Raw genomic sequence first — 25,804 nt, forward strand, 5'->3', positions numbered from 1 at the left:
TTTTGTCTTTTACCTAATCCCCTAACTGCGAATAAGGATAAATAGGATATGGTGCGACTAGTGCACCACCTGTATATATTGCAGCAGGCAGCATCCCAGAGAAACTATAAGCTTGAAACAAGTGGTTATACATTGTCCCTCCTTCTAACCAAAATCCAGTTATCTGGTCATATCCATGGAAGCCAAACAATCTCGAAACATCAGAGTTAAAGTAATCATGAACTTTAGATACTTTGTTAACGAAACGTCCTATGAGCCCATTCTCATTGTAAAGATGTGCGCCAGAAGCCTCTCGCGCCATACCTCCTTCCGTGAACAAAGTTTGCGTCGGTTTCTCGTTCCACATAGGCTTGCTACCACGAGTACCGTCAGTCAATAGCTCACCATCAACATTGTTCTTACAGACTGAGCCTGAGTTAGCAACTTCACAAGACCTAATCTTATAGCGATCTGTAACATTTTTCATGTACTCAAAGCTAAGCACAACAACTTGTGATAATGCGGCAAATTTTGCACCTTTTTCACATGAACCACCCGCGATCTCACCTGTAGCACAACCACCAGCAGCTGCGACACTTACTTTCGTGGCTGCATGTGCAAATCCTCTCGTTGGCTTAAAGCTATTGTAACCTCCGATAGCGCCTGTAATTGCACCAATCGCAGCCCCTTTGCCAACTCCGTTCCAGCTTTCACTAATGATCCCACCGGTTACAGCCCCACCAGTGGCGCCACCAAGTGCACCGGCAGCAATGGCATTAGTAAGAGATCCTGCAGAGAAGAAACTTGCACCAGCATCGGCTAGCAACACACTGTACGTACCACCACTGGCGACAGTGACGACGATCCCCACAACGATACCGACGATTTCTCTCGAGTAACGAGAGGTGAACTCTCGTACGTCGTTCCATTGACGTTTAAGTTCTTTTTTAATTCTCTTAAAGAAATGGCCAGAAGGATCGTTGTATTTAAGAGGATTATTGAGAACGTAACTGTATCGATTGAATGATTGACTATTATCAGGAGCTTGTATGTAAACGTCAGCGCTGATAAATCGTGCTAATGTTGCATCATATAAACGACCGTTCATATGGATTAAGTCAACTTCATTAAGCATCTCATGCCCTGTAAATGCACGATTCAACAATACAGGTTGAGGCAACAACACATTGTCAACTTTCCAAGTAAACGCTCTCTCTTTGCCCCAAGGGTCATATAGCTTACGGTCAACAATATTCCCCCACATATCACTTACCATATCAACCGATTTAAGCGCATCTGTATGGCTATAACGAATTTGGCGATCTACAGATGCATAGCTTCCTTGTCCATCAGTCTTCAATGAGTTCACATTTATAGCGACCAGACCATTCCCAGCATAAATGTACTGAGTTTGTTGAATGTCCCCGGATGCTAGCTCTTTTAACTCGTAGGACTTACCGAGGTACCAAGTTCTGCTTCCATCGCTACTACGCTTGCTGACTCGCTGATTCGACTCATCATATTTAAAGTCAACCCAGCCTTGTTCTTGCTGAATACGTGAAGGCTTGTTGAAGCCTGTCCACTCAATTGTTCTCCCTCCGCCAGATAGCATATTTCCGTTTTCATCGTAGCGATATGTATTATCCCCAGCTTGAGTTACCGCATGCTTGTGTAACGGATCTGCGTAGATATAATGACCAACGTCAGACTTATATTTGATATTGCCATTCGCAGCATAAGACATGGAATACTTTTTGTTAAATAACGGATTCTCAGCATGTGCTGCACCAATACCAGACAAATGGTAGTCTGTTAGTCGGTCTTGATCGTCGTAGTAGAAATTTTCTTGTATATCATTAACAAGATCTCGGCGACTCTGCACATTATCCATTCTGTCGTAGGTGTAATGAACGCCACGCAGCAGCTTGGAACCTTGCCTAGTGTATATATTGAGTAGTTGACCATTACTCTCATGATAATCGAAACTATTAACTAAGCCATTTCCTAAAACCTCTGATGTAATTCGACCTTCGGCGTCCATATCGTTGAGCTTCCAGTACGAAATCCGTCCAGCAGCTGGGTTATCATCTTTGAGGGAACGTAGTGCATCTGACTCATTTTCAGATTCCACAGCTAGGTTATTGTACTTCTGTGAAACAAGCTTGACTTGCTTAACTAATTTTACTAGTTGTTCTGCAGCTAAAAGATAGCTATTTACACGTAATTCCGTTGTATCTTGCACATATTCAAGCCTATCTACTTCTTTTGAGAGTGAATTGAGTTCATCAAACATTTGACGCATTCTTTGATCATATAGCGGATCGTCCCTTTCCAAATCAAATGTCGCTAAACTTATACTTCCGCCATCAGAATAGTTGCCGTAGTACGCAGTTTGGTTTTGATTGATCAACCCTGCTTCAAAAGCAGCCCATTCATCAAGGCTTACCTCTCTTAATAAGTTACCTTCAATCTTAAGATGGAAGTTAGGTTGCTGAACTACAGGTATCAAACCATTTCCAGAGACCACCACTGTCCTTGGGGAAACTTTGAAATAACGCTCGCCATATTCATTTGTGTACATATGCAATGGTCTAGTATGTAGCTCCGCCCTCATTTGGCGCGCAAATGCCTCATTTTCAGCCACTCCGTCAAATGAGATAAGCTGATCTTTAAGCTTCTGATACTCTTCCTTGCGTCGCTTGTAGAAGAATTGCTGCTCTTGTAAATCTTTTACTTTAACTAAATAATCTTTCGCTTTATTTAGGGCTTCATTGATTAGAGGCTCAATCACGTTGCGATATTCAGCTGCAGTGTAATTAACTTGAGCTTGAGAAATATCTCCCCAGACTTCCGTATTAATACCCGTTAAAGCATCTCGGGTGTAGTTTAGAGTAAACTTGTTAGGTCTATGTTCTCGAATTAGTTGCCCGTTAGAGTCATACTCTAAATCTCGTGCGAATGTGTGCTCTGGAGTAATCGTCTCTTCGCGTCTCAGTAAACCCAGACCGTTGTAGAAGTAGTTCTTAACCAGTTCTCCATCTACAGTTGCTTTTAGTAGCCCTCCTAACCAGACGCGTCCATCCACTTTGTCGTAAAACCATGCCTTTGTGGTGATGTGTGTTACTTCTTTCTCACTTTGCTTAACTTTGGATTCTACTTTCTCAGCGACTTTGCGACCTAAGTTGTCGTAAGCAAAATGAGTACTTTGACCTTTAGCATCAGTTTGATTAACGAGTTGACCAAAACCGTCATATTCATAAGTCCACAAACCTAGATCTGGATCATCTACTAAAGATTTATTGCCTTGAATATTGTACTCGGTACGAACTGTTTCTCCTTCTGACGCAATAGCAGATTTCAACATTCCATTGGCATAGAAGTCGTAGATAACTTTGCCACCATTCGGCTCCTGTTTCTCAATCTCCCAACCTAATACGTTGGTAAAAGTTTTAGAAACTCGACCTTTGGCGTCCGTTTTGGTTACTGTGAAAGGACCGTAAGAATAAGAAATCCAGCTGTCTTCTTTACCTGCAGGACCAGGTTCTTTTATCGAAATGACTCTTCCTAATTTGTCGTACTGAGTGACAATATACTGAGGAATATCACCTTGGTAATAAGGTTTTGAAGCAGAGACTAAATTGCCAAATGCATCATAGCCAGAATCAACGAAAACCCACTTACCGTTTACCGATAAAGAGGCTCTTCTCACTTCTCTTTCTAAAAAGTCAAAAAAGCTGATCTTCTTGCCTGAGTTTTTCGATTGATTGATAACACAGTAACTCGCATTGTTAACATTGAATAAGCAACGACTGTCTCCCGCAGGAAAGCGACTGATCTCAGATTTTACAGAAGTGTTTACAACAGACACCTCGGCTTCTCTACCAAAACCATCGAGTTTTGTCGAAGTAGAAAGACCATTTTCATCAACTTTTACAATTAGCCCTGACAATAGATCAACAGTTTGAGACGAGACGTGTCCAGCAGGGTTTGTCACCTCGGTTACAACACTATTCCCTACGTAGGAATGTTTAAAGGAAGTAGAGCGAGTTTCTAATCTCCCCCCGTTAGTCGCAGTAACGCTTTCTTTAGTAACAATACCGTTTTCATCTCGCTCTTTGATGGTAACCATGGAATATGGCGTATTTGGTAGCGTCGTGTGCTCACGCAACAAACCGGTTTCATTGTCATATTTGAAAGTAGCCTCTTGAGAGATCCTGCTACCATCGCTGTGAATGTAAGTTGTTTTAGTCGAATCGAGCAACCCGATTAACCAAGAATCTACCTTATTTACATACGCGTTTTGGGTAATTTCAACAAACGTGTCACTATAACCGGTGACCGGATTAAGTCCGGTTGTTGTCGTTGTAATTTTACCAACATTCAGAAATGTATCGACATCACTCTGCTCTACGGTAACTGTACTAAGAAGTTCACCACTTTCAGAGTATTGGTAGTCCTTTCGTTCTGAGGTATAAAATGCAAAGGTGTTACCGACTGTTGGAGTTTCAACCCATTCGACGATTTCATCGTATTCTGTAGCTGTGATCGCCTTCACGAATCGAGCTTGACCAGATAATGCAGATAGCTCGCGATTCAAATCATCCGATACTGGCGTCATGAACCACACTGGTATTTGATCTTCTAGTACCGTTGTTCGCTCCTCAACCAAAGAAAACTCTGTGGCAGGAATCATGATTGGCATCAGTGTTGAACCGCCAACAGGAACAAATTTGTCAGCGCTTGCTGCGTATTTTTGATCTTTGTATTCGATAAGCTTATAACCCTTTAAATGCTTATCTGCTGCAGAAGACAGCTGTTGGGAACTTTTAACGATTTGCGTAGCACTGAACTCTTTTTTTAGCGTCTTAAATTCAAATTCAGATTTGGAACTTTTACTAAGCTCTCTAAAGTTCCAAAAGTCATCCGATCTACAATCACCGCAACCATTTAACCACTTTTGTCCATTCGCAAAATAGTCGGTTTGCTTTTTCAATGTGCCTGAGTAAGGAAATTCTGTATTAAATTGAAACTCTTGGTTGAGAGTGTTTTTTTCATTAACAAAGCTTCGCTGTCGAATCCATTCGAAACCATTGTGTTTTAGACCATCTTTAGAGCGCTTTGCAGGACCATATTGGAATAAGTAGTTATTTTTTCCATGTCCGTTGTCGGTCTCAAGACGATAAGCTACAGGGAAAGAGCCTGGTAAGTTAAAAAGACCAGAATCATCAGACTTAAAAGAGTCAGAAGGCGTGTGATTACCGTATGGGCCAAACCATACTGAAGAAATATGTCCTAGACCATTTGTCACTTTTTCAAGCAATAATGGAGAATGGTTGCTCTGAGCAGTGGTTTGACATTCTAGACGGTTAGATCTCTTCTTACAGAGCTCAAACTTACCATCTTGGTTCAAATCAAGGAATGAGTTAAAACCAGTCCCCCAATTATCAACATCAAATTCATATTGGTACTTATAAGCGTTGACACATTGGACCTTGTTACCGACGCCACGGCAGAAATCTATAACACCATCCTGATCCAAATCGAGCCACCAACGTTTATCTACGCTCCCGAGCTCCCCTGTCCAATCATCACTTTTAACAAACTCTATATCGTCTTCGAATTTATGCAACGAACCAAGAGAGCCAAGAGAGCCAAGAGAACAAGTTAGATTAACTGTTTTGCTAGCATCGTTATCCGTCATGCGACAAAAGTCGATGGCATTATCGCCATTCACATCCACCCACCAACGGGAATCTTGCTGACCTACAGAACTAATTGGAAAACTAATATTTTTTTGAACTAGATATTTACCCGAAAAAGACGTGCACTTAATCGTTTGCCCTTCGACAGAACAAAGTTCACTACCACCATCGCCATTTATATCGGTCCAATAAGTGTCTTTAATTGGCCCCCATTCTATGCCACGAACGTGTACTGAATCAGACCACTCGCCATCTTCTTTGGGTTCACTGCATAAAAGTTCATCACCTATACGACGACAGTACTCTGGTACGCCATTACCATCCATGTCCCTCCACCAACGGAAGTCCTTCATCCCGGAGTTCAACACAATCCAAGAAAGTTGTGTCGTTGTATTATTTGAATGAAAAGCATCACAAAGTAATTTGCCATCATCTATACGACAAAACTCTGTTTTACTATCACCATTTATATCTAACCACCAATGGCTATGAGCGTCTCCCCACTGACTTATATTGTAGGTGCGAGCGACACTAGATTGAGACACATCCATGTGGCAAGTAAATCCATGGGCATCAGTCTTACAGAAGTCACCTACGCTATTCCCATCAATATCAACCCACCAACTTCTATTAGCATTTCCCCAATCACTAGGGATAGTGTTTTTCCCCCAGTGACCTAAGTCAATATTAGCGATTTTCTCATCAAAGAATATCTGGCCTTTCATTGGGCTTTTATGTTCCTTCCAATCAAATTGAGTGGCAGGTAAACAATCATCCTTCGCATCGCAATATGTAATACTATCAATAAAGGAGGCACCAAGACCTTCGATTACCTCCTTATAACCTAGTCGGTAATAATTTTTTATTTTATTGTTTATACTTATATCAATTCTTGTCAGCTTTGATTCATACCTATGGACATTTCCGTCTATCTTATAATGTTTTGTAGGAACACCACTATTGATAGGAAGATAATTAAAGACAACACTGAAAGAATCGTAATGTATCGATGATATCTGGCCTAAATTATCATAGTTATAATAGATACTCTCTGAACTTGGGTTGCTTTTATAGGAGCTCAACAACCAACTCTTCGAAAGGTTATTATAATGATATTCTTCAACAGCACCGCTTTTATCATGCTTAATGAAGTAACTTGATGCTGCATTTGAATCACCATTCAGAATAATTTTTGACTGGTTATCTACATGTAAACGGTATTCAGAGCCATCTTTGCCAGTTACACCTTTTTCACCAATTAAACGCGTGCCATTTAAGCAAAAATTATCAGTTAAACTATAAGTCACTGAGCTTACTTGCCCTTCAATCGCTTGATGGTCACCACACCTTTTTATGGCAGACAGGCCGCTAAACGAGAAGCCGCCCCCTAGTTCAGACCTTACGGGCCCAGAGCTTGAGTAGCTTAGCGCTAGATTAGGAGCTATACCCCCTTTCCCTGCTGGTAGTGTTATCGGTATTTGATAATATGCGACACCCTTGTCGATCGATAGCTCTCCGGGCAAAGTACCGATCGTTTGTGCTATTGCAGGAATAGACAACCCCGCAAAGATTACACCTAGCCAATTTTTCATTTAACTGCCTTTCAATTAGATAGTTCTGATATTTGATTTTCTAAATTAGTAATTCTTTTATTTATATTTTCGGACTGTTCTTCTGAATCACCTTCCAAAATCCGACTCTTTAACAATTCAGTTCTCAGCATTTTTATAGAGTTATCATACTTTGAAAAACTAGTTACATTCAAAGTATCCATCTTCTTATTTTCCTTTAGATTTTCATCATTATTCTTATATGAGAAGTTGAGCCTAAAAACGTAGCCAACAGTCGCAATAATTATGACCAACAAAAATGCACACAAGGATAACTTGGTTTTAACAGGCATGTATATGACACTAAATTGACAAAACCAGGCAATATAATAAAAAAAACCAAACTTCATATATCAAAAACAAAAATGCGTGATAGACATCACAAACAAATTAATATCTTAATATTTAAGTTTATTAATAATATTCAATGAATATTATAGCTAAAATCTAATATCAACATGGCTAGAAAGATGAAAAAAAAACTAATTGGCATACTCACTATTCTATTATCGTTTAGCTCACTTGCTGAAACTAATGCTGGCTCAGGGCAGAAGTGGTATGGACCATTCACGATTGATAAGGTAGCTCGTTACTGGGATGGTGGACACAAGATGTCAGTTCATGTTAATGAAACACCAGAGACTCCCTGTGAAGTGTCGAATAGCGAGAAGAAGTTTACTTATCTACCAGATAGCCAACCGACCTCTATGGACTTATTCTCAGCTGTAGCAACTGCTCAAGCTCAAAACAAAAAGGTTATGCTTCTTATTGATAAAAGTTGTCATAATGTTTTGGGACTGAACGTTCATGGTGTAGAAATACTAAGCAACTAACTTACCCCAAACTCCCAAAATCAAAAAAGCCGCTGAATTCAGCGGCTTTTTATTAAATTCTGTGTCGACCTAACAGCGAGTGTGACAACGTCGTGCCATCAACAAGCTCAAGTTCTCCACCGACAGGCACACCATGCGCGATGCGGCTGGCATCAACTTGGTGTTCTTTACATAGCTCTGCGATGTAATGTGCAGTGGCTTCGCCTTCAACCGTCGGGTTTGTTGCCAAAATCACTTCGGCTATATCACCGCGACGTAAGCGGTAATCCAGCACATCCAGTCCAATATCACTTGGACCAATACCGTCTAGTGGTGACAAATGTCCCATAAGAACAAAGTATCGACCAGAATACTGGCCCGTTGCTTCGACTGCAGCAATGTCTGCCGGGCTTTCTACCACACAAATTTGACCATTTTCTTGGCGTTTTGGGTTAGTACAAATATGACAGACTTCTTCTTCGGTGAAGGTTCGACACTCAGTACAATGACCGATTTCTGTCATTGCCTGGCTAAGCGCATCTGCAAGTTGCAAACCGCCTTTTCTATCGCGCTGTAACAAATGAAAGGCCATACGCTGCGCCGACTTGGGGCCAACCCCAGGTAGACAACGTAAGGCCTCCATCAATTGCTCCAGCATATGACTGGTACGCATTAAAAGTCCGCTTAATTAAATATCAGCAGATTAGAATGGCATTTTCATACCTGGTGGTAGTTGCATACCGCCAGTTACAGAAGCCATTTTCTCTTTTTGAGTTTCTTCAACACGACGGGCCGCATCGTTAAACGCCGCAGCGATCAAATCTTCAAGCATTTCTTTGTCGTCTTCCATCAAACTTTCATCGATGTCAACACGACGTACGCTGTGACTACCAGTGATAGTAACTTTTACTAGGCCAGCACCAGACTCGCCAGTTACTTCCATATTCGCGATTTCTTCTTGAAGCTTTTGCATGCGATCTTGCATTTGCTGGGCTTGCTTCATTAGGTTGCCCATACCGCCTTTACCAAACATGTTTATCTCTCTGGTTTAATGAGGTGTTGCATCAATTAATGGGGTTATAACCTTAGGTTTTCAACCCCATTCCATTCGATTATTAGATAGGGCGCACACTATCTTTATCAAGCTCTGCAGCAAAACGACGTTCAATAAATTGAACATTTGGATCGTTTTCTAAACTGTTCAGCGCTTGCTGTAATTTCTCTTGATAGAGCCTATCTCTAAGTTCAAGTGGTGTTTCTCCACTCTCCCCTATTTCGATGCTCATGTGGCACTCTTCACCTAACACGGTATTAAGTGCTTTAAGCAATTCGGCTTGAGCTCTATCTGTATTCAAATGAGCTTGGCTGCTTCTCAATAGCAACGAAACGGTTGTTCCTTCCTTACTATAATGAGAGTTTAGCGCAAGTTGCTCTACCAGCTTAGGGATCTCCATTAAGCTGATTAGCTTCGCCCATTCATTATGTTCTAACGATTCATCGATGAGCTTTTGTGCCATTTCAGGCGTTTTCTCATGCTCAAGTGCCTGCTTGAGCTGCGTAGGTGTCAGTTTTGTATTCACTTTTGTCTCAACAGGCTTACTTGGACGCCAGCGATACGCTTCCTCAACTTGCGGCTCCGTCGACTTCGGAGCTGAGTTTGGCGACACCTGCGCGGAATTGCCATGCAATTGCGCTACTCGGTCGATAACCGATTCTGGTTGTGCAGATGCCGCTTTAGGCTTTTTTGAGCCACCATTTTGAGGAGTGCTCTGTTGTAGGCCTTGACGCTGAGAACGTAATTGGTGACGTAAACCGCTTAGACCACCGCGCGCCGGTGTTGAAACGCTCTCTTGCACTTGTTGAGGTGGCGTTTCATGCTGCGGCGCTGGGTTTTCGCTCATCGGCGGCGCCATATCATACTGTGGCGGAACCGTCTCATATCCACTCGCGTGATACTCAGGTTGTGAATTGGATGAAGGTTGAGGCGCCACTTGTGGTGTGCTTTGCGCTGGACTCGGCTGCTGAGTTCGAGGAGCAGCTACTGTCTGAGCTGGTGCAGTCTTTGGCTGACTGGCACTTTGAGCTGGGGCTGAAGCTGGTTCGCAGTTACTAGAAACAACATTTGCCCCACTGTTATTTGATGGGCGGAACGCCATCATACGCAGCACAATCATTTCCAGACCGACTCGCCCATTTGGCGAGAGAGTCAAATCTTCACGACCTTTCAATGCAATTTGGTAGTAAAGCTGAACGTCTTGCGGACTTAGTGCTTTACTCAACAACTCTATTTTTTCTGCATCTGGCTGCGCTCGGTCTAGCGACGCTGGCAGCGCTTGATACATCGCAATTCGATGAAGCTGTGTTGCGACTTGCTGCAACAAACCATCCCACTCAACACCATTTGCTGCTAATTGCTGGATTTTATCCATGGCTTGTTGAGGTTGCTTGCTGCTGATTGACTCCAGTAAGTGAATCGCTTGGTCGGTATCAATCGTCCCCAACATGTGGCTGACAATATCGGTTTGCACCGCACCGTTACCTAACGCAATTGCTTGATCGGTCAAGCTGAGAGCATCACGCATACTGCCATCTGCAGCATGTGAAATCATACCCAGTGCTTTTGGTTCTGCCGATACTTGCTCTTGACCCAAAATGTAGTCAAGTTGCTGATGAATATCATCAACGCTGATCGGTTTGAGATGGAACTGTAGACAACGCGACAATATAGTAACTGGCAGCTTTTGTGGATCGGTTGTCGCGAGTAAGAACTTCACATACTCTGGCGGCTCTTCCAGGGTTTTCAACAACGCATTGAAAGAGTGACGCGATAGCATGTGCACCTCATCGATGAGGTACACTTTAAAACGTCCACGAGCAGGTTTGTATTGAACGTTGTCTAACAGTTCGCGAGTGTCTTCAACTTTAGTACGTGATGCCGCGTCGATTTCAAGAAGATCGACAAAGCGACCTTCATCAATTTCACGACAAGTATCGCACTTACCACAAGGTGTCGCGGTAATACCGGTTTCGCAGTTCAAGCCTTTGGCAAACAACCTACCGATACTCGTTTTACCCACACCACGAGTCCCGCTGAACAGATAAGCATGGTGTAAACGGTTTTGCGCCAGTGCGTTTTCCAACGCCGTCAGGACATGTTTTTGTCCGACAACTTGGTCAAACTGATTAGGACGCCATTTTCGCGCTAAAGCTAAATAACTCATTGAATGTATTAATGTCCTTCAAAATCGCAAATGCTGTATACGTTTAGACCTAGTGCTTCTAAACGTTTATCACCACCGATTTCTGGTAGGTTGATAACGAACGCAGCGTGCTCAACTTCACCGCCCAGTTGGCGAATCAGCTTAGTCGTCGCTTCAATAGTACCGCCCGTTGCCAATAAATCGTCGACAACCAGTACTTTGTCGCCTTCAACGATGGCATCTGTATGGACTTCCAGTGTATCCACGCCGTATTCAAGCTCATAAGATTGAGCAACAGTAGGACGTGGTAGCTTGCCTGGTTTACGCACTGGTACAAAACCAACACCTAGCTCAAGCGCTAAAGGCGCACCAAATAAAAAGCCACGAGCTTCCGTACCCACAACCTTGGTAAAGCCCATATCTTTGTAACGTTCAACAAGAAGGTTGATCGTCGCTTGGTATGCTTTTGCGTCTTCAAGAAGGCTCGTCACATCACGAAATAGAATGCCTGGCTTTGGGTAGTCTTGGATGCTTTTGATGCTAGATTTGATCAGTGAAATTGTTTCTGTAGTCATAATACCGATTTACTTAGATTGGCTCATCGCCCTCTCTAATCGCAGTATCACGAGGGCAACGAACAATAGGTTTTCACCACTATGTGCTTATTTTCGTAACAGTCACAGGCGCTGAAAATACAAACGCCCACTCGAAGAGCGGGCACACTATTCTCTACAATCTTAGTGATTTTCTTCTCTGTCAGCAACCAACTCAATCACAGGCAGACGCATAAACCAGCCGAGTAAAACGATTAGCATCACTAAAAGACCAATTTTCACCCAAACAAGGGGAACAACAACGATTGAAACCATGAAACTAAGTGCAATAAAAATGGCGCCACGCTGTTTTACTTTTGAAGTAACAGCCCGGTGCTTATGCCAATTATCGAGAATCGGTCCAAACGTTTTGTGGTTATGTAGCCAATGATGAAATGCGGGGCTACCACGCATAAAACATGCACTAGCAAGTAGAATGAAAGGAGTGGTGGGTAAAAGCGGAAGGGCTATGCCGGCAATGCCGAGCACAATACAGAGTCCACCAACGGTATTGAAAAAGTAACGCTTAATACGAATGGTGAACTCCGGTACAAAATAGCTAGATTAAAAGCCTGCGTAACCATTCATTACACGAAGCCAGGTTAGCGTTGCAGGTAATGTTGGAATTAAAAGTACTGCAATGAAACCTAAAAAGTAAAAAATATTATAAGGCTCTTTAAAATCTTTGTCTGCCATGATGTATCTTCTCACTAGTTGACTTTGCTTCTCCCAAGGCACAGCGTTAAATTATCGTTGCACAAATGGGTCATTATTGTTTTAGGCGTTGACTATACCTTAAACAGCCAAATCTAAACACCAGCAAAAAGTAAGGTTATTGTTCGAGCATTTGTTGTTTTTTTGTGGTTCTAAAAAGACAATAAGCAGCGCCAAGACGCTGCTTATTGTGTTATGAAGTCAGAATTATACCAGTCGTGATTTCCGGGCAATATTTAAGCTAAAACTTGAAGAGCCTAAACAACCGATGGATAACTGACCAGCAACACCTAGCGGTAAATCTCGGGTTATGAAGTTTTTCATACTTCCTGCCCCTAAACAGTTACCTGCCGCGATATGTTGATTAGTATTTCCGTCAGACCAATGGCTATCTAAACCCGCAGGCAGGATAGAAACGGAGGACGAAGCCAGATCGGCGACACCAAATACAGCATTAACCGCACCAGCGCACTCTGAACACTCGATTCCTTTTTCAATGATCCCTACCATATCCTTCAGATCAGCACTGAAACTCTTCAAATTACGCAGGTAATCGTCAAACAAAGCCCTAACAAGCAATGTCGTCGCGACACCATCATTACTCTGGGAAGCAGAGTCAACGAGATAGAACGCAAATTGCCCATTCATTAACCAACGATAATCGAACACCAGTGGCATAACGTCCGTCGATTGCAATAAACGGTATGAGCAGCGCCAATCACCTTGAGAAGCATCTTTCTCTGGCAATAGAGCATGCAGTAAATCTCTTGCAGCACTCGGGTTCTGCTGCAAATACTCTAGATGCCAGTGAAGCTCTTGCTCATCTGGGATTTCGCCACCGTCATCGACTCGGAACCACTGACTTGAAAAGTCTCGCTGTTCGGAGAAATGGCTATCGGTATCTTCGAGCGTATTGTCTATCGCCTGAGATAGGTGCTCATAATTACCTATCGGTTTAGGAAGAAAATCTTTAATACCAAATCGCAACGCTTTCGCGACATCGGACATTTCATCCGTGCCGGATACCACGATAAGCGGCAAGTATGGATATTCAAGACTGACTTCTTCGACGAATTCAATGCCATCTAATACCGGCATCGATAAATCACACAAGATAAGATCGGGTTGGCATTCCCTGAGTTGTTGAAGCGCCTCTAGGCCGTTTTCAGCTTCTACTACTTTAAAACCCTGACTTTCTAAATAAGCATTGGTTACTTTACGAAATATTGGATCATCATCCACCAACATAATTAGTTTTTGATTAACCACTTCCTGTGCCGAGACCATTGCCGTTTGACTGTGAGTCTTAAACATACCTTTACACCTCACAAAGCTAAGTCAAAAAACAGATTTATTATTAAGTCATTATTTTTGTTGTGTTTACATCCGGCGAAACGTTGCGCAGCAAGACTTGAGGCCGTTCCGCCTTGTTATAAAACGTAGCTTGAAAACGGCGTTTATACAAATATTACGGGGTATAACAGTATTTACTCAAACAGGGTTGCTGTGTTCAAATGATGCAACATGTTGACTTAAAGCAAGCTTTGATCACAAAGTTAATTATAAATTAGCCGTAATCGGTAATTTAATGTGTCTGGAAATATGAAATTAGATGACTTAAACCTGTTTCGACTGGTTGTCGAAAATGGGAGCTACACCGCAACTTCGCGAAAAACCATGATCCCGGTTGCGACCATCACCCGACGCATTCAAGCGCTAGAAGACTCTGTCAATCTTCGACTATTGAACCGTCACGCTCGCAAACTCTCGCTTACAGAAGCCGGGGAACGTTTTTACCATGAGTGCTCCCCTTTGCTACAAAGGCTAACCACGGCAGCAGAGGAAATCACTGACGACTGCCGAGGAGCATCAGGCAAGATTAAGATATCGGCGCCTTATAACTTAACTAAGCGCATGATGATGCCGATGTTCAACAGCTTTATGAAGCAGTATCCGGACATCAATATCGAACTAACGACAGAAAATAATGCAGACAAGCTTGACCCTACTGAATGGGATGTCATTTTTCGAGTGGGGCCCCAACGTGATTCTAGCCTGATCGCACGCAAGATTGGCGAAGTGAAGGATATTCTTGTCGCAAGTCCTGACTACCTTGCCTCGAATCCGGCACCAAACCACGCAGAAGAGCTCTCTAACCATTCATTGCTAAAAGGCTACCCTCTTATCAAGTGGACCTTAATTAATAGCAAAGGCGAGTCTGTAGTAAACGTTGATCGTGGTCGCTTTCAGGCGAATGCACTAAATGTAGTACGCAGTGCTTGTTCCGAAGGTTTAGGCATCACGCTAATGCCAGATGTCATGATCAAAGAATACATCGAAAGCGGCGATTTGGTACGCATACTGCCAGATTGGAGTGCAAACCCGCGCGACATTTATATGCTTTACAACCACAAAGATCACCTGCCAGAGAAAGTTCGTCTCTTTATCGACTTTGTGATCGCTTACAACATTCACTAATTCGATAGCGAATACAAAAAACCAGAGCCGGAGCTCTGGTTTTTTTTACGCCTCAAGAAAACGCCTATTATGCGCCTTCGTTATGCAGCTCTAGGTTTGCTAAATCCTGTTGGATTTCAAGTTGTGTTTTCGCATCATCGTTACGAAGACCATCTAAGAAGTCTAGGTATTGTTGGTCAATATCACCCGTTACGTATTCGCCGTTAAACACGGATGTATCGAACTGAGTAATATCTTGGTTTCCAAGGCCGACAGCCTCAACCAAATCTTCTAGACGTTGATAAATCAATGCATCAGCACCAATCTGCTTACAAATTGTATCGTTGTCTCGGCCATGAGCAATAAGCTCGGTAGCACTTGGCATATCAATACCGTACACGTTCGGGAATCGAACTTCTGGTGCTGCTGATACCATGTACACTTTCTTCGCACCAGAATCACGTGCCATTTCGATGATTTGTTCTGACGTAGTACCACGAACGATAGAGTCATCCACCAGCAACACATTCTTATCTTTGAACTCCGAACGAATTGCATTCAACTTGCGACGTACAGATTTCTTACGTTGTTGCTGACCAGGCATGATAAACGTACGTCCCACGTAACGGTTTTTCACGAAGCCTTGGCGGTAAGGGATATCGATCGCTTGAGCGATTTGAAGTGCGATATCACAAGACGTTTCAGGGATAGGAATAACGACATCAATATCAAGATTTGCGTAGTCTTCACGAATACGTTCGCCTAACTTTTTACCCATTTCAACGCGAGCACTGTATACCGAAATTTTATCGATGAACGAGTCTGGACGAGCAAAATACACGAACTCGAAAATACAAGGGTTCAGCTTAGGATTGTCTGCACACTGCTTCGTGTACAGTTCACCGTCAAACGTTGCGTAGATAGCCTCACCAGGTGCAACATCACGAACAAAATCAAAACCGACGGCATCCAATGCTACCGATTCAGACGCAACCATGTACTCCGCTCTGCCATTAACTTCACGCTTACCTAAACATAGAGGGCGAATACCGTGTGGGTCACGAAATGCAATCATACCATGACCGATAATCATGGCAGTCACAGCGTAAGCACCACGAATTGTGCGATGCACATTGGTGACTGCACGGAATACGTCTTCTGTCGTGACATTTCCTTTTACTGAGTCAATTTCGTGCGCCAGTACATTTAGTAATACTTCGGAGTCTGAAGTGGTATTGATATGACGGCGATCTTTTTCAAACAGCTTTTGACGAACTTCGTTAGCGTTGGTCAAGTTGCCATTGTGGGCAAGTGTAATACCGAAAGGAGAGTTTACGTAGAAAGGTTGAGCTTCTGAAGCGCTTGAACTGCCTGCTGTTGGGTAACGAACATGACCAATTCCGACCTCGCCTTGCAGGCGCTGCATATGTCTTGCTTCAAATACATCCTTGACTAAACCGTTCGCCTTGCGCAGACGAAAACGATTGCTTTCTATGGTACAAATACCAGCGGCATCTTGGCCACGATGCTGTAACACCGTTAACGCGTCATAAATAGACTGGTTTACAGGCGTTGTGCCCACGATTCCAACAATACCACACATGTCCTAATCCTCGATTTGCGACAGTAGCTGGCACTACTAGATAGTGCCAGACAGAAAACTTGATGTTGCTTGTAAATGCTCGAAGAATGGGGCGATGATACGGCTGAACTCAGGGATCAACTGTGAATCTTTCCACCAATCCGAGCTTGGGAATGCAGTAAACGCATCCATAAAAAACAGCACCGCAGAAACAATTAAGACTCCGCGTAGACCACCAAATACAATCCCAAGAATTCGGTCCGTACCTGATAGCCCTGTTTTTTGTACCAGTTGACCAATGACATAATTCACCACTGCACCAACTACCAAGGTCGCGACAAATAAAGCCGCAATCGCCGCTCCGTTACGAAACATGTCATCTTCGATGTTGGTGAAGTACACCGCCAATTTGGCGTAGTAGTTGCTGGAGATAAAAAACGCTCCAAACCAAATCACCAAAGACAAAGCTTCTTTAGCAAAACCGCGAACTAAACTGATCAGAGCTGAAAATCCGATCACACCTAAAATGATAAAATCTATCCAATTCATGTTTTCTTCATCTTAAGTTGGCGCGCATTTTAACAGAAAAAATGCCGACGCAAACGTTTTCTTATGGATTTAATGGCTTAAATTTAAGCAATTGACCTTTTGAGCCTGTAATTTTTTGTAATTCCTTGACTTGTCGTTCAAGTTTACTTTTTGACACATCAGGACCAACAATCACTCTCGTAAACTCGTTTTCTTTCTTTGTATGAGCTTGATAGCCACGCTTTTGCAAATCAGCGACAAGCGCGACCGCATTTTCGTGATTCTTAAGCGCCATCAACTGAATGATCCAAGCAGAATCTTCATATTGATTTTTTTCTTGCACAGGACGAGTGGCCACCTCAACTTGCTCTGGCTGTTTGATGACCTCTGATTTAGGCGTCGGCGTTGGGTCAGGCTCAGAAGCAGCCACTTGGGCGCCCTCTTGCTCCTGCACCACCGCTTCAACTGGAGAGTCCGGTAACGCTATGTCGTCTTCCACTGGCTCTAATATTTCGAAGTTTTCCACATCACTATCAAGTTCAGGTTTGATAGGAATACTGGCAAATTCTTCTTTGTAGTGCAGTTTCTTACCATCTAGCACATCGGGAAGAACAATCACTCCGACTGCGACTAGAATGATGGTGCCGACTAAACGACTTTGGAATTTACTTGCCATCAAAATACCTTTGCTTATTTATTCTTTGATTGCCAATGTTCCAATACCTCTCCGACAGTATGGAATGAACCAACCACCAGAATGACGTCTTCTTGCTTTGCGTGGCTTCTTGCATTCTCAAAGGCGTCAACAGGGTTTTCAAAATGAACTTGCCCATCAGGTAAGTATTGGCACAACTCTCCAGCAGTCGCCGCTCTCGGTCCGGTTAGCGACGCTGGATACCATTGTGTTGCAATTGGAGTTAGCGCTTCAATGGTTGCTTTAATGTCTTTGTCATGCAGCATTGCAACCACAATATGGATATTCTTACCCAGATATTGTTGCTTCACTCTCTCTACCAAATACTCAGCAGAGTGCGGGTTATGAGCGACATCAAGGACTATTTCAGGTTCGTGATGCAGTACCTGCATACGCCCTGCCAGGCGAGCATTATTCAAGCCATTGACAATGTTTATGTCAGTGATTTGCAATTCCGATGCTCCTAACGCCATCAATGCTGTTGCCGCATTTTGTAGCGGTAACGATGGGACAGGTAAATCCTCTAACGCAAATGCACCACTGCTCCACTTCCAACCATTATTAGTCAGTTGGTAATCATACTGAATACCCACTTGGAAGAACTCAGAGTCAATATCGTCAGCATGAGCCGCCACGGTCGCCGGTGGCGTTGGTTGACCACAAATTGCTGGCTTCCCTGGACGGTAAATGCCTGCTTTTTCAAAACCAATGACATTGATGTCATCACCAAGCCAATCCACATGATCGATAGCTAAGCTCGTAATAACAGAAACATCATGGTCAACAACGTTGGTGGCGTCTAGACGGCCGCCAAGTCCTACTTCAAGTAAGACAACGTCAACTTTCTCTACTTGGAAAATACGTAGCGCAGCAAGCGTACCGAATTCAAAGAGGCTAAGGCTGATATCACCACGCTGCTTTTCTACATAGTCGAATGCTTCACAGTGCTTTGCATCTACAACGTCGACGCCATTAATACGTACACGCTCGTTGTAACGAATCAGGTGCGGAGAGCTGTAAACACCGACGGAATAGCCAGCATCGAGTAAAATGGCTTCCATTAACGCACACGTTGAACCTTTGCCATTGGTGCCGGCAACGGTGATTACGGTTGGAGCTGGTTTGGTAAGATTGGCTTTGTTTGCTACCGCTTGGACACGGTCTAAGCCTAGATCAATTGCTGAGGAATGAATATTTGCTAAATAATCAAGCCACATCTCTAATGAAGATGTGGCTTGAGGAATTGGGTTTTGGGTCATCTAACTTTAACCATTAAATTCTTTGGTTTTTATGTTAGTTGATACTTTACCCTTTTTCGTCCGCTTCTGGTACAGAATATGGCTCTTCATTTGGAGATTCGTTAACCGAAACCACCAAAGGAGACTTGTGGTTAGTCATCTTAGCGATTAGACCACCCACACGCTGACGCATTTCACGACGGTCAACGATCATATCAATCGCACCGTGATCAAGCAGGAACTCACTACGCTGGAAACCTTCAGGAAGATCTTCACGCACTGTTTGCTCGATAACACGACGACCAGCAAAGCCAATCAGCGCCTTAGGTTCACCGATGTTGATATCACCCAACATAGCCAAACTTGCTGATACACCACCCATTGTAGGGTCAGTGAGAACCGAAATAAACGGCAGACCTTTTTCTGATAGACGCTCAAGCGCAGCACTGGTTTTTGCCATTTGCATAAGAGACATCAATGCCTCTTGCATACGAGCGCCACCACTTGCTGAGAAACAAACAAGTGCACAATTGTTTTCAATTGCTGCATCCACCGCTTTTACGAAGCGAGCACCAACAACTGAACCCATTGAACCGCCCATAAAGGAGAATTCAAACGCACACGCCACAAGGGGTAGACCAAGCAGTTCACCTTGCATCACAACTAGCGCATCTTTCTCTCCGCTGTTTTTTTGTGCTGCAGAGATACGCTCTTTGTATCGCTTAGAATCTTTAAATTTCAGTTTATCCTGTGGCTCAAGTTCGGTACCTAATTCAACTCGATTGCCTTCATCTAAAAACGTTTCCAAACGACGACGCGCTTTCATGCGCATGTGATGGTTACACTTTGGACAAACTTCTAGGTTACGCTCTAGTTCAGCATGGTATAAAACCTGTTCACAAGAGGTACATTTAGTCCACACACCTTCTGGGATAGAAGCTTTGCGTGAACTTACTAGGTTGCTTTTCTCTAAAATCTTTTCAAGCCAACTCATGGAAGACCTTTTCTCTCAACTCTTCCGCTTCATTGCGAAAGATATAAATTCGACATAATACCGACGGATTAAACCATATCTTGCAGCTACTGTAGATAAAAAACTGGTTGTACCTATTTTTGATATCATAAATAGCGTATGTTTTCCGCTCACATTCAATGTAAACACTACCGATATTTTGAAATAAGTTTGTAAAATTAGTTCAAATTATCTGGCAAAAACAGTGGACCGATCGGCACTTCAGGTAACCCAAATTCTTCTGGATAGTCTACATCTACCAGGTACAGACCTTCCGCTTTCGCTGTCGCACCCGCTAGTTTGCGATCTTTAGCCTCTAGCAACCATTTGATCCATTCAGGGCTCTCTTCACCACGTCCAACCTTTATCAAGCTACCCGTGATGTTACGAACCATATGATGCACGAACGCATTGGCTTTAATATCAATAACCACATAGTTCCCATGGCGCGTAACGTTCAGATGCATCAAGTTTCGAAATGGGCTACGAGACTGACAATGCGCCGCACGAAACGACGTAAAATCATTTTCACCAAGCAGATACTGCCCTGCCTCATGCATTTTTTTCTCGTCGAGCTCACCATGATAGTGGCTCACACCAGAGTTTAAGATACCAGGTCGTAAAGCATGATTGAAAATAATGTAACGATAACGGCGCGCTGTCGCTGAGAATCGTGCATGGAAATCATCTGGGACTTCCTTAGCCCAACGAACCGCTATATCACTCGGCATGTTCGCGTTTGCGCCCATAGTCCAAGCTACCATTTTTCGAGTAACGTTGGTATCAAAGTGCACAACTTGTCCTGTGCCATGCACGCCAGCGTCTGTCCGACCAGCACACTGCACTTCAACTGGGTGATTAGCAACAACGGACAATGCTTTCTCTAGCTCTTCTTGGACACTTTTCACTTCTCTTTGGCGCTGCCAACCAAAGTAGTTTGTACCGTTGTACTCGATACCTAATGCGATTCTCATCTTAACCTTCGAACTCTAAAATGGGGCGGGAAGTATATACTCAAGTCACCTCAAGTTGCCAGTTTCAACAAGGATGACGTAGAGGTTGCACCATACTAGCGAGACACAAAAAGGGTAGCTAACGCTACCCTTTTCAATTTATCGGCCATTAATGGCATCAATCAGGCTCTTTGCTTCGCGGCGAATATCATCTTCACCGTAAACAATCGCCTCTTCTAGTAATTTTATCGCCCCTTGAGAATCGTTCATCTCGAGATAGATTTTAGCAAGGTCCAGTTTTCCAGCAGCTTCAGCGTTGCTATCTACGTCAACATCGCCGATCTCACCGATAACATCTGGAAACTCGTTCAATCCGACATCAAGCTTCAGATCTTCCTCTTCGAACTCACCACCTTCTTTATCGACCTGAGCCATCAATTCATCAATCGTCATAAATTGATTTTTCTTTGGGTCGAAGTCATCCAAGTCACTTTGCTCTGCCCAGTTTTCTTGCGCGATCTCTGGCTGACTTAGTGCGTCACTCGAATTCCAAACATCACGCTGGTCCTCAGGCACATCTTCCGCAGAACTTACGCTATCGGCAGCTGGTTTAAAGCCATCCCAATCATCTCCAACATCAAGCATGGTTTCAAAATCCATACCTGCGCTTGCGATGGTGTCACTGTCTAACTGACCTTCAAATACCTCTGAACTTGCGTCTTCAGCAAGAAGGTTAGCCATTGAAGATTCATCATCTAAGTCACTTAGCGGCTCACCCTCTGTCGCCGTTGGCTGCACTTCTGGTTCAGTATCAAAACCGTTTTGCTGCGCAAAGACTTCAAACAAAGCATCATGATCGTTATCGGCTTGAAGACTTGGTCTCGATGTCTCAGCTTCAACATTAGGAGTCTCTGGCGCACTCTCATTCATTGATGCGAGAACATCTTCCTCATTGAACTCAGGAAGATCTTGGTCGTCAAAACTTAGCTCTTCATCCTCACCGGAGATTGGTTCTATATCTGCAGTCTCAGAGCTCGGTAATTCTGGCTCTTCTTCCATAGATGCCAAGGCGTCTTCTTCACTGAACTCTGGTAGATCGAGTTCATCAAAATCGAACTCTTCTTCTGCTTCAGTCGCCGACTCAGCTTCAGAGCGCTCAGGCTCGATAGATTCAGGTTCATCTAACGTAGGTTCGCCTGCCATGGACGCCAATGCATCCTCTTCACTAAACTCTGGCAGTTCGAGTTCATCGAAATCGAACTCTTCTTCTGCTTCAGTGGCCGAATTAGCTTCAGAGCGCTCAGGCTCGATAAATTCTGGTTCATCTAACGTAGGTTCGCCCGCCATAGACGCCAATGCGTCCTCTTCACTAAACTCTGGCAGTTCGAGTTCATCAAAATCGAACTCTTCTTCTGCTTCAGTCGCCGACTCAGCTTCAGAGCGCTCAGGCTCGATAGATTCTGGGTCATCAAACGCAGGTTCGTCCGCCATGGATGCGAGTGCATCTTCTTCACTAAACTCTGGCAGTTCGAGTTCATCAAAATCGAACTCTTCTTCTGCTTCAGTCGCCGACTCAGCTTCAGAGCGCTCAGGCTCGATAGATTCTGGGTCATCAAACGCAGGTTCGTCCGCCATAGACGCCAATGCGTCCTCTTCGCTGAACTCTGGCAGTTCGAGTTCATCGAAATCGAACTCTTCTTCTGCTTCAGTCGCCGACTCAGCTTCAGAGCGCTCAGGCTCGATAGACTCTGGGTCATCAAACGCAGGTTCGTCCGCCATGGACGCCAGCGCGTCTTCTTCACTGAACTCTGGTAGATCGAGTTCATCAAAATCGAACTCTTCTTCTGCATTGGTTGCCGACTCAGTTTCTGATGCTAGTTCTGAACTTTCTGGCTCACTTTTGTTACCCGAGTTTTGTTCTTGTTCTGGTTGAGTTTCACTTTCTAGTTCAGGCTCATCCAGTAGCCAATCCTCTTCTTGTGGAACACCAAATTCATTTTCTATTGTATTTGGTGTCGGAGTGAACGCTGGAGCGTCTTCTACTGTCTCAACTTGAGGCGGCACTTTAGCATCAGGCTCTACTGATGCATCTTGCGCTGACTTAGAATTGGCATCCTCTTCTTGTTGTGGCGAAGATTCCTCTATCTCAGCTTGCGTCTCTTCAACTTGTTGCTGCGCTAAATCATCTTCAGTATCAAATAGCGCATCCAGTTCAGCAGAAAAGTCCGCGTTTTCTTGCTCTGTAGGCTGAAGCTCTTCACTGTCTGACTCAAACAAGTCGTCTAGCTCGCTCATTAAAGGATCGTTCTCTGGTGAGAGGTCCTCTAAATCACCCAGAAACTCATCGCTGCTAAATGGCTCTGAAGCAGTTTCTGGCTCGGTTAATGGTTGCTCTGGCGCGGTTTGTTGTGGGTCTGGTTGACTGTCACTTAATAAAGCGTCGATGTCCAAACCAGACTCAATTTCCGGCTCTTCATGAGCGGGCTCTGACTCGGCTATTGAAGATGGTTTTTCGTCGCCGTCTGGTTCGCCAAAACCAAGTGAAGCGAGTAACTCTTCCTCTTCCGATTTATTCTGTGCAGGGCTTTCGTCCTCTCGAATCAGATCATCAAACGGATCTAACTCAGTCTCAGTTTCTGTCTCTTCATCAAGTTCGGATGTGACGTCATCAATGAGTTCATCCAGTAAATCTGTGCTATCTGCATCTAACTCTTCAATCGAGTCATCACCTTCAAAACCAGAGAGTGCTTCTAGCTCATTCAGTGGGTCAAACTCGTCGTCTGTTTCATCTTCGTCAAAATCGATCAGTTCATCGAGTAAGTCCGTACTGTTTTCATCTAGAACGGCGTCTTCGCTGGCGTCACCTTCAACTTCTGTCGACTCAGTAACAGGCTGCTCGTATTGAGCTAATAGCTTATCGATATCGTCATCAGATGCCTCTCCTGCGCTGAAATCATCATCCGATACGGGCTGTTTTAGTTCAGGTTCATCGGTATCTAGGTCGAAGTCGTCATTGCCAAGTTCCGCAAACAAGTCATCAAGCATATCCTGATCGACAGTGTCACTTGGTAACTCTTCTGACGGTTCATCTGCTGCAAGTAGTTCCGCAAACGCGTCGTCTGAAAGCGAGTCTGCTTTCTCGTTCGTATCATCTGAAAGATCGAAGCCAGCCTCATCGTCATCGAGCACTTCTAGTTCTGGAGCAACCTCATCTAAGGCTCGCTCCATCTCTTCTAAACCAAGCGCTTTTTCTTCGCCGTTAACTTGGATACCATTGTTTGATGACTCAAACTCATCCAGACCAACATCCAGATCGCCGTCATCACCGATACCCGCAAATGGGTCATCGTCCCCTTCTAGATTGAAATCAAGTTCTTCATCGTCAAGGTTGGCAAAGACGTCTTCTTCTAAGTCTGGCTTCTCTTCTTGTGTAGCCTGAGTATCTATATCTTCATCTGCGAACAACTCATCATCAAGTGTGAGTTCTTCATCCAGCTCGTCCGTCGCCGCTAAACCAATTGGCGCAGCTAATGGATCGGTTTCCTGTGGCGATTGCTCAGCAGGCTCTTCCTCTTTGTTTTTAGAACGGCGACCAAGCAACATCACAACCAACAGTGCCAGCAATGCACCTGGAATAAGCGCCGCTAAGCCGACAAGCCAACCATTAGACAAAATCTTGTCAATCGTACTTGGCTGCATGCGTTGTTGCTCAGCAAGGCGCTGGCGCTCTTCAGCAAGCAGTTTCTCGACTTCCGAGCGAATGCGTTCTTCGTCATTCAGCTCATTTTTCAAGGTTTCAACTTCGCTTTGCACTTCTGACAACATTAAGCGAAGACGATGGTTCTTCTCTTCCAATGACTCTAATTCACTTTGTGAGCCTTGAAGTTTGTCTTTTAACGCACTGACCTGCTTTTCACCCTGCGGAGAGGTGTTCACAGGTGGCGCAGGAATAACTGGTATTGTTTTTTGAACCGGTTTTGGTTCCGCAGCTACAGTGGTTTCTGGTTTAGGAGCAACAGGCTTGGGTTCTACTTTTATTTGTGGCTTTGGTTGCTCGGCGACGCGTTGCGCTGGCGTGGCTCTATTTGTCGGCTTCGGCTGTTTTAACTTAGCCTCGTGCGCCTTCATAATCGCAACAGCTTGCTCTGTAGTCGCGCTTTGCACTTGCTCTAGAGACGGTACTCGCAGTCGACTCCCTGGGATCAACTCATGAATGTTTTGGTTCTCAAACGCTTGAGGGTTAATTCGATAAATGGCAAGAAGCGTTTGTTGAACGGTAACACCGCGTGAAGGTCGTAATTCTGAAGCGATCGACCATAGTGTTTGATTTTCACCAGTCGGACCAAAGAAACGTGACGGCTGAGTATTTGCAGGAGGAGCAGGTAATGCTCGCTCAATATCTTCAGCATAGCTCGGAGATGATTGCACTTCACCAGACGGTCCAACAAGACGAATTCCTTCGGCTTGAACCACTGATGATGTCTGAGTCGCGCTCATCAACACAAGGGCTGCTAACAAACGCTTATAATTTTGACGCATAGAAGGCTCAGTTTTGTGCTAAATACAATTTGAAATGGTGATCGGTTAAATATATCGGATATCACATGCAAAACTATAGCGTTGAGAATAAAAAATGTGTGGCTCTCGCCATATTCGTACTAATCTCACACTATTTTGTTCCGTTCGTACAAAAAAGCCTCGCACAGTGCGAGGCTTTGAAATGAACTGTA

General features: G+C 43.9%; 17 protein-coding genes. 2 read left to right on the plus strand and 15 right to left on the minus strand.

Features of this window, described 5'->3' with window-relative positions:
• Positions 1–13: 13 nt before the first annotated feature.
• Positions 14–7,273, minus strand: a complete 7,260-nt coding sequence (locus NB463_RS00375) for an RHS repeat-associated core domain-containing protein (protein ID WP_258515956.1) — start codon at positions 7,271–7,273, stop codon at positions 14–16.
• A 488-nt stretch (positions 7,274–7,761) separates the two neighbouring features.
• Between NB463_RS00375 and NB463_RS00380 the strand changes: the two genes are divergently transcribed.
• A complete protein-coding gene (locus tag NB463_RS00380; protein WP_041852910.1) occupies positions 7,762–8,124 on the plus strand; it encodes a hypothetical protein in 363 nt (120 codons plus the stop codon).
• A 52-nt stretch (positions 8,125–8,176) separates the two neighbouring features.
• Here the strand turns inward: NB463_RS00380 and recR are convergent, their stop codons facing one another.
• The 7 genes from recR to NB463_RS00415 all read right to left on the minus strand — a co-directional run bounded on the left by recR (position 8,177) and on the right by NB463_RS00415 (position 13,924).
• Positions 8,177–8,776 (minus strand): recombination mediator RecR, encoded by a 600-nt coding sequence (gene recR / locus NB463_RS00385; protein ID WP_031780610.1) that lies wholly within the window; start codon positions 8,774–8,776, stop codon positions 8,177–8,179.
• A 30-nt stretch (positions 8,777–8,806) separates the two neighbouring features.
• A complete protein-coding gene (locus NB463_RS00390) occupies positions 8,807–9,136 on the minus strand; it encodes a YbaB/EbfC family nucleoid-associated protein (protein WP_005380618.1) in 330 nt (109 codons plus the stop codon).
• 82 nt (positions 9,137–9,218) lie between these two features.
• On the minus strand, positions 9,219–11,324 hold the full coding sequence (dnaX, locus tag NB463_RS00395) for a DNA polymerase III subunit gamma/tau (protein WP_258431077.1): 2,106 nt from the start codon (positions 11,322–11,324) through the stop codon (positions 9,219–9,221).
• Positions 11,325–11,332: 8 nt separating this feature from the next.
• Positions 11,333–11,878, minus strand: coding sequence for an adenine phosphoribosyltransferase (gene apt, locus NB463_RS00400; protein WP_150919184.1), 546 nt, complete (start codon positions 11,876–11,878; stop codon positions 11,333–11,335).
• 162 nt (positions 11,879–12,040) lie between these two features.
• Positions 12,041–12,427 carry a YbaN family protein gene (locus NB463_RS00405; RefSeq protein WP_371131105.1) on the minus strand — a complete coding sequence of 129 codons (387 nt, stop codon included), beginning with the start codon at positions 12,425–12,427 and terminating at the stop codon, positions 12,041–12,043.
• 33 nt (positions 12,428–12,460) lie between these two features.
• On the minus strand, positions 12,461–12,592 hold the full coding sequence (locus NB463_RS00410; protein ID WP_005380608.1) for a hypothetical protein: 132 nt from the start codon (positions 12,590–12,592) through the stop codon (positions 12,461–12,463).
• 225 nt (positions 12,593–12,817) lie between these two features.
• The gene (locus NB463_RS00415) at positions 12,818–13,924 is read right to left on the minus strand and encodes a response regulator (RefSeq protein ID WP_005397213.1); all 1,107 of its coding nucleotides are present in this window, start codon (positions 13,922–13,924) and stop codon (positions 12,818–12,820) included.
• A gap of 288 nt (positions 13,925–14,212) precedes the next feature.
• On the opposite strand from NB463_RS00415, the gene NB463_RS00420 reads away from it, so the two are divergent.
• On the plus strand, positions 14,213–15,088 hold the full coding sequence (locus NB463_RS00420; protein ID WP_005397211.1) for a LysR family transcriptional regulator: 876 nt from the start codon (positions 14,213–14,215) through the stop codon (positions 15,086–15,088).
• Between the two features lie 67 nt (positions 15,089–15,155).
• On the opposite strand, the gene purF is transcribed toward NB463_RS00420, so the two are convergent.
• From purF to NB463_RS00455, 7 genes are all read right to left on the minus strand, one after another.
• Entirely contained in the window at positions 15,156–16,670 is a 1,515-nt protein-coding gene (gene purF / locus NB463_RS00425; RefSeq protein ID WP_005397209.1) for an amidophosphoribosyltransferase, read from the minus strand.
• A 36-nt stretch (positions 16,671–16,706) separates the two neighbouring features.
• Positions 16,707–17,198, minus strand: coding sequence for a CvpA family protein (locus tag NB463_RS00430; RefSeq protein ID WP_005380590.1), 492 nt, complete (start codon positions 17,196–17,198; stop codon positions 16,707–16,709).
• Between the two features lie 61 nt (positions 17,199–17,259).
• The gene (locus tag NB463_RS00435) at positions 17,260–17,853 is read right to left on the minus strand and encodes an SPOR domain-containing protein (protein WP_047010112.1); all 594 of its coding nucleotides are present in this window, start codon (positions 17,851–17,853) and stop codon (positions 17,260–17,262) included.
• A 14-nt stretch (positions 17,854–17,867) separates the two neighbouring features.
• On the minus strand, positions 17,868–19,130 hold the full coding sequence (gene folC, locus NB463_RS00440) for a bifunctional tetrahydrofolate synthase/dihydrofolate synthase (RefSeq protein ID WP_047010111.1): 1,263 nt from the start codon (positions 19,128–19,130) through the stop codon (positions 17,868–17,870).
• A gap of 46 nt (positions 19,131–19,176) precedes the next feature.
• Complete coding sequence (gene accD / locus NB463_RS00445; RefSeq protein WP_005397203.1) at positions 19,177–20,103, minus strand: acetyl-CoA carboxylase, carboxyltransferase subunit beta; 927 nt, start codon at positions 20,101–20,103, stop codon at positions 19,177–19,179.
• Between the two features lie 197 nt (positions 20,104–20,300).
• Entirely contained in the window at positions 20,301–21,095 is a 795-nt protein-coding gene (gene truA / locus NB463_RS00450; protein ID WP_047010110.1) for a tRNA pseudouridine(38-40) synthase TruA, read from the minus strand.
• 138 nt (positions 21,096–21,233) lie between these two features.
• Entirely contained in the window at positions 21,234–25,613 is a 4,380-nt protein-coding gene (locus tag NB463_RS00455) for a FimV/HubP family polar landmark protein (protein ID WP_258431081.1), read from the minus strand.
• Between the last annotated feature and the right edge of the window lie 191 nt (positions 25,614–25,804).

The sequence above is a fragment of the Vibrio sp. RM-41-2B genome (assembly GCF_024744415.1).
Lineage (GTDB): Bacteria > Pseudomonadota > Gammaproteobacteria > Enterobacterales > Vibrionaceae > Vibrio > Vibrio diabolicus.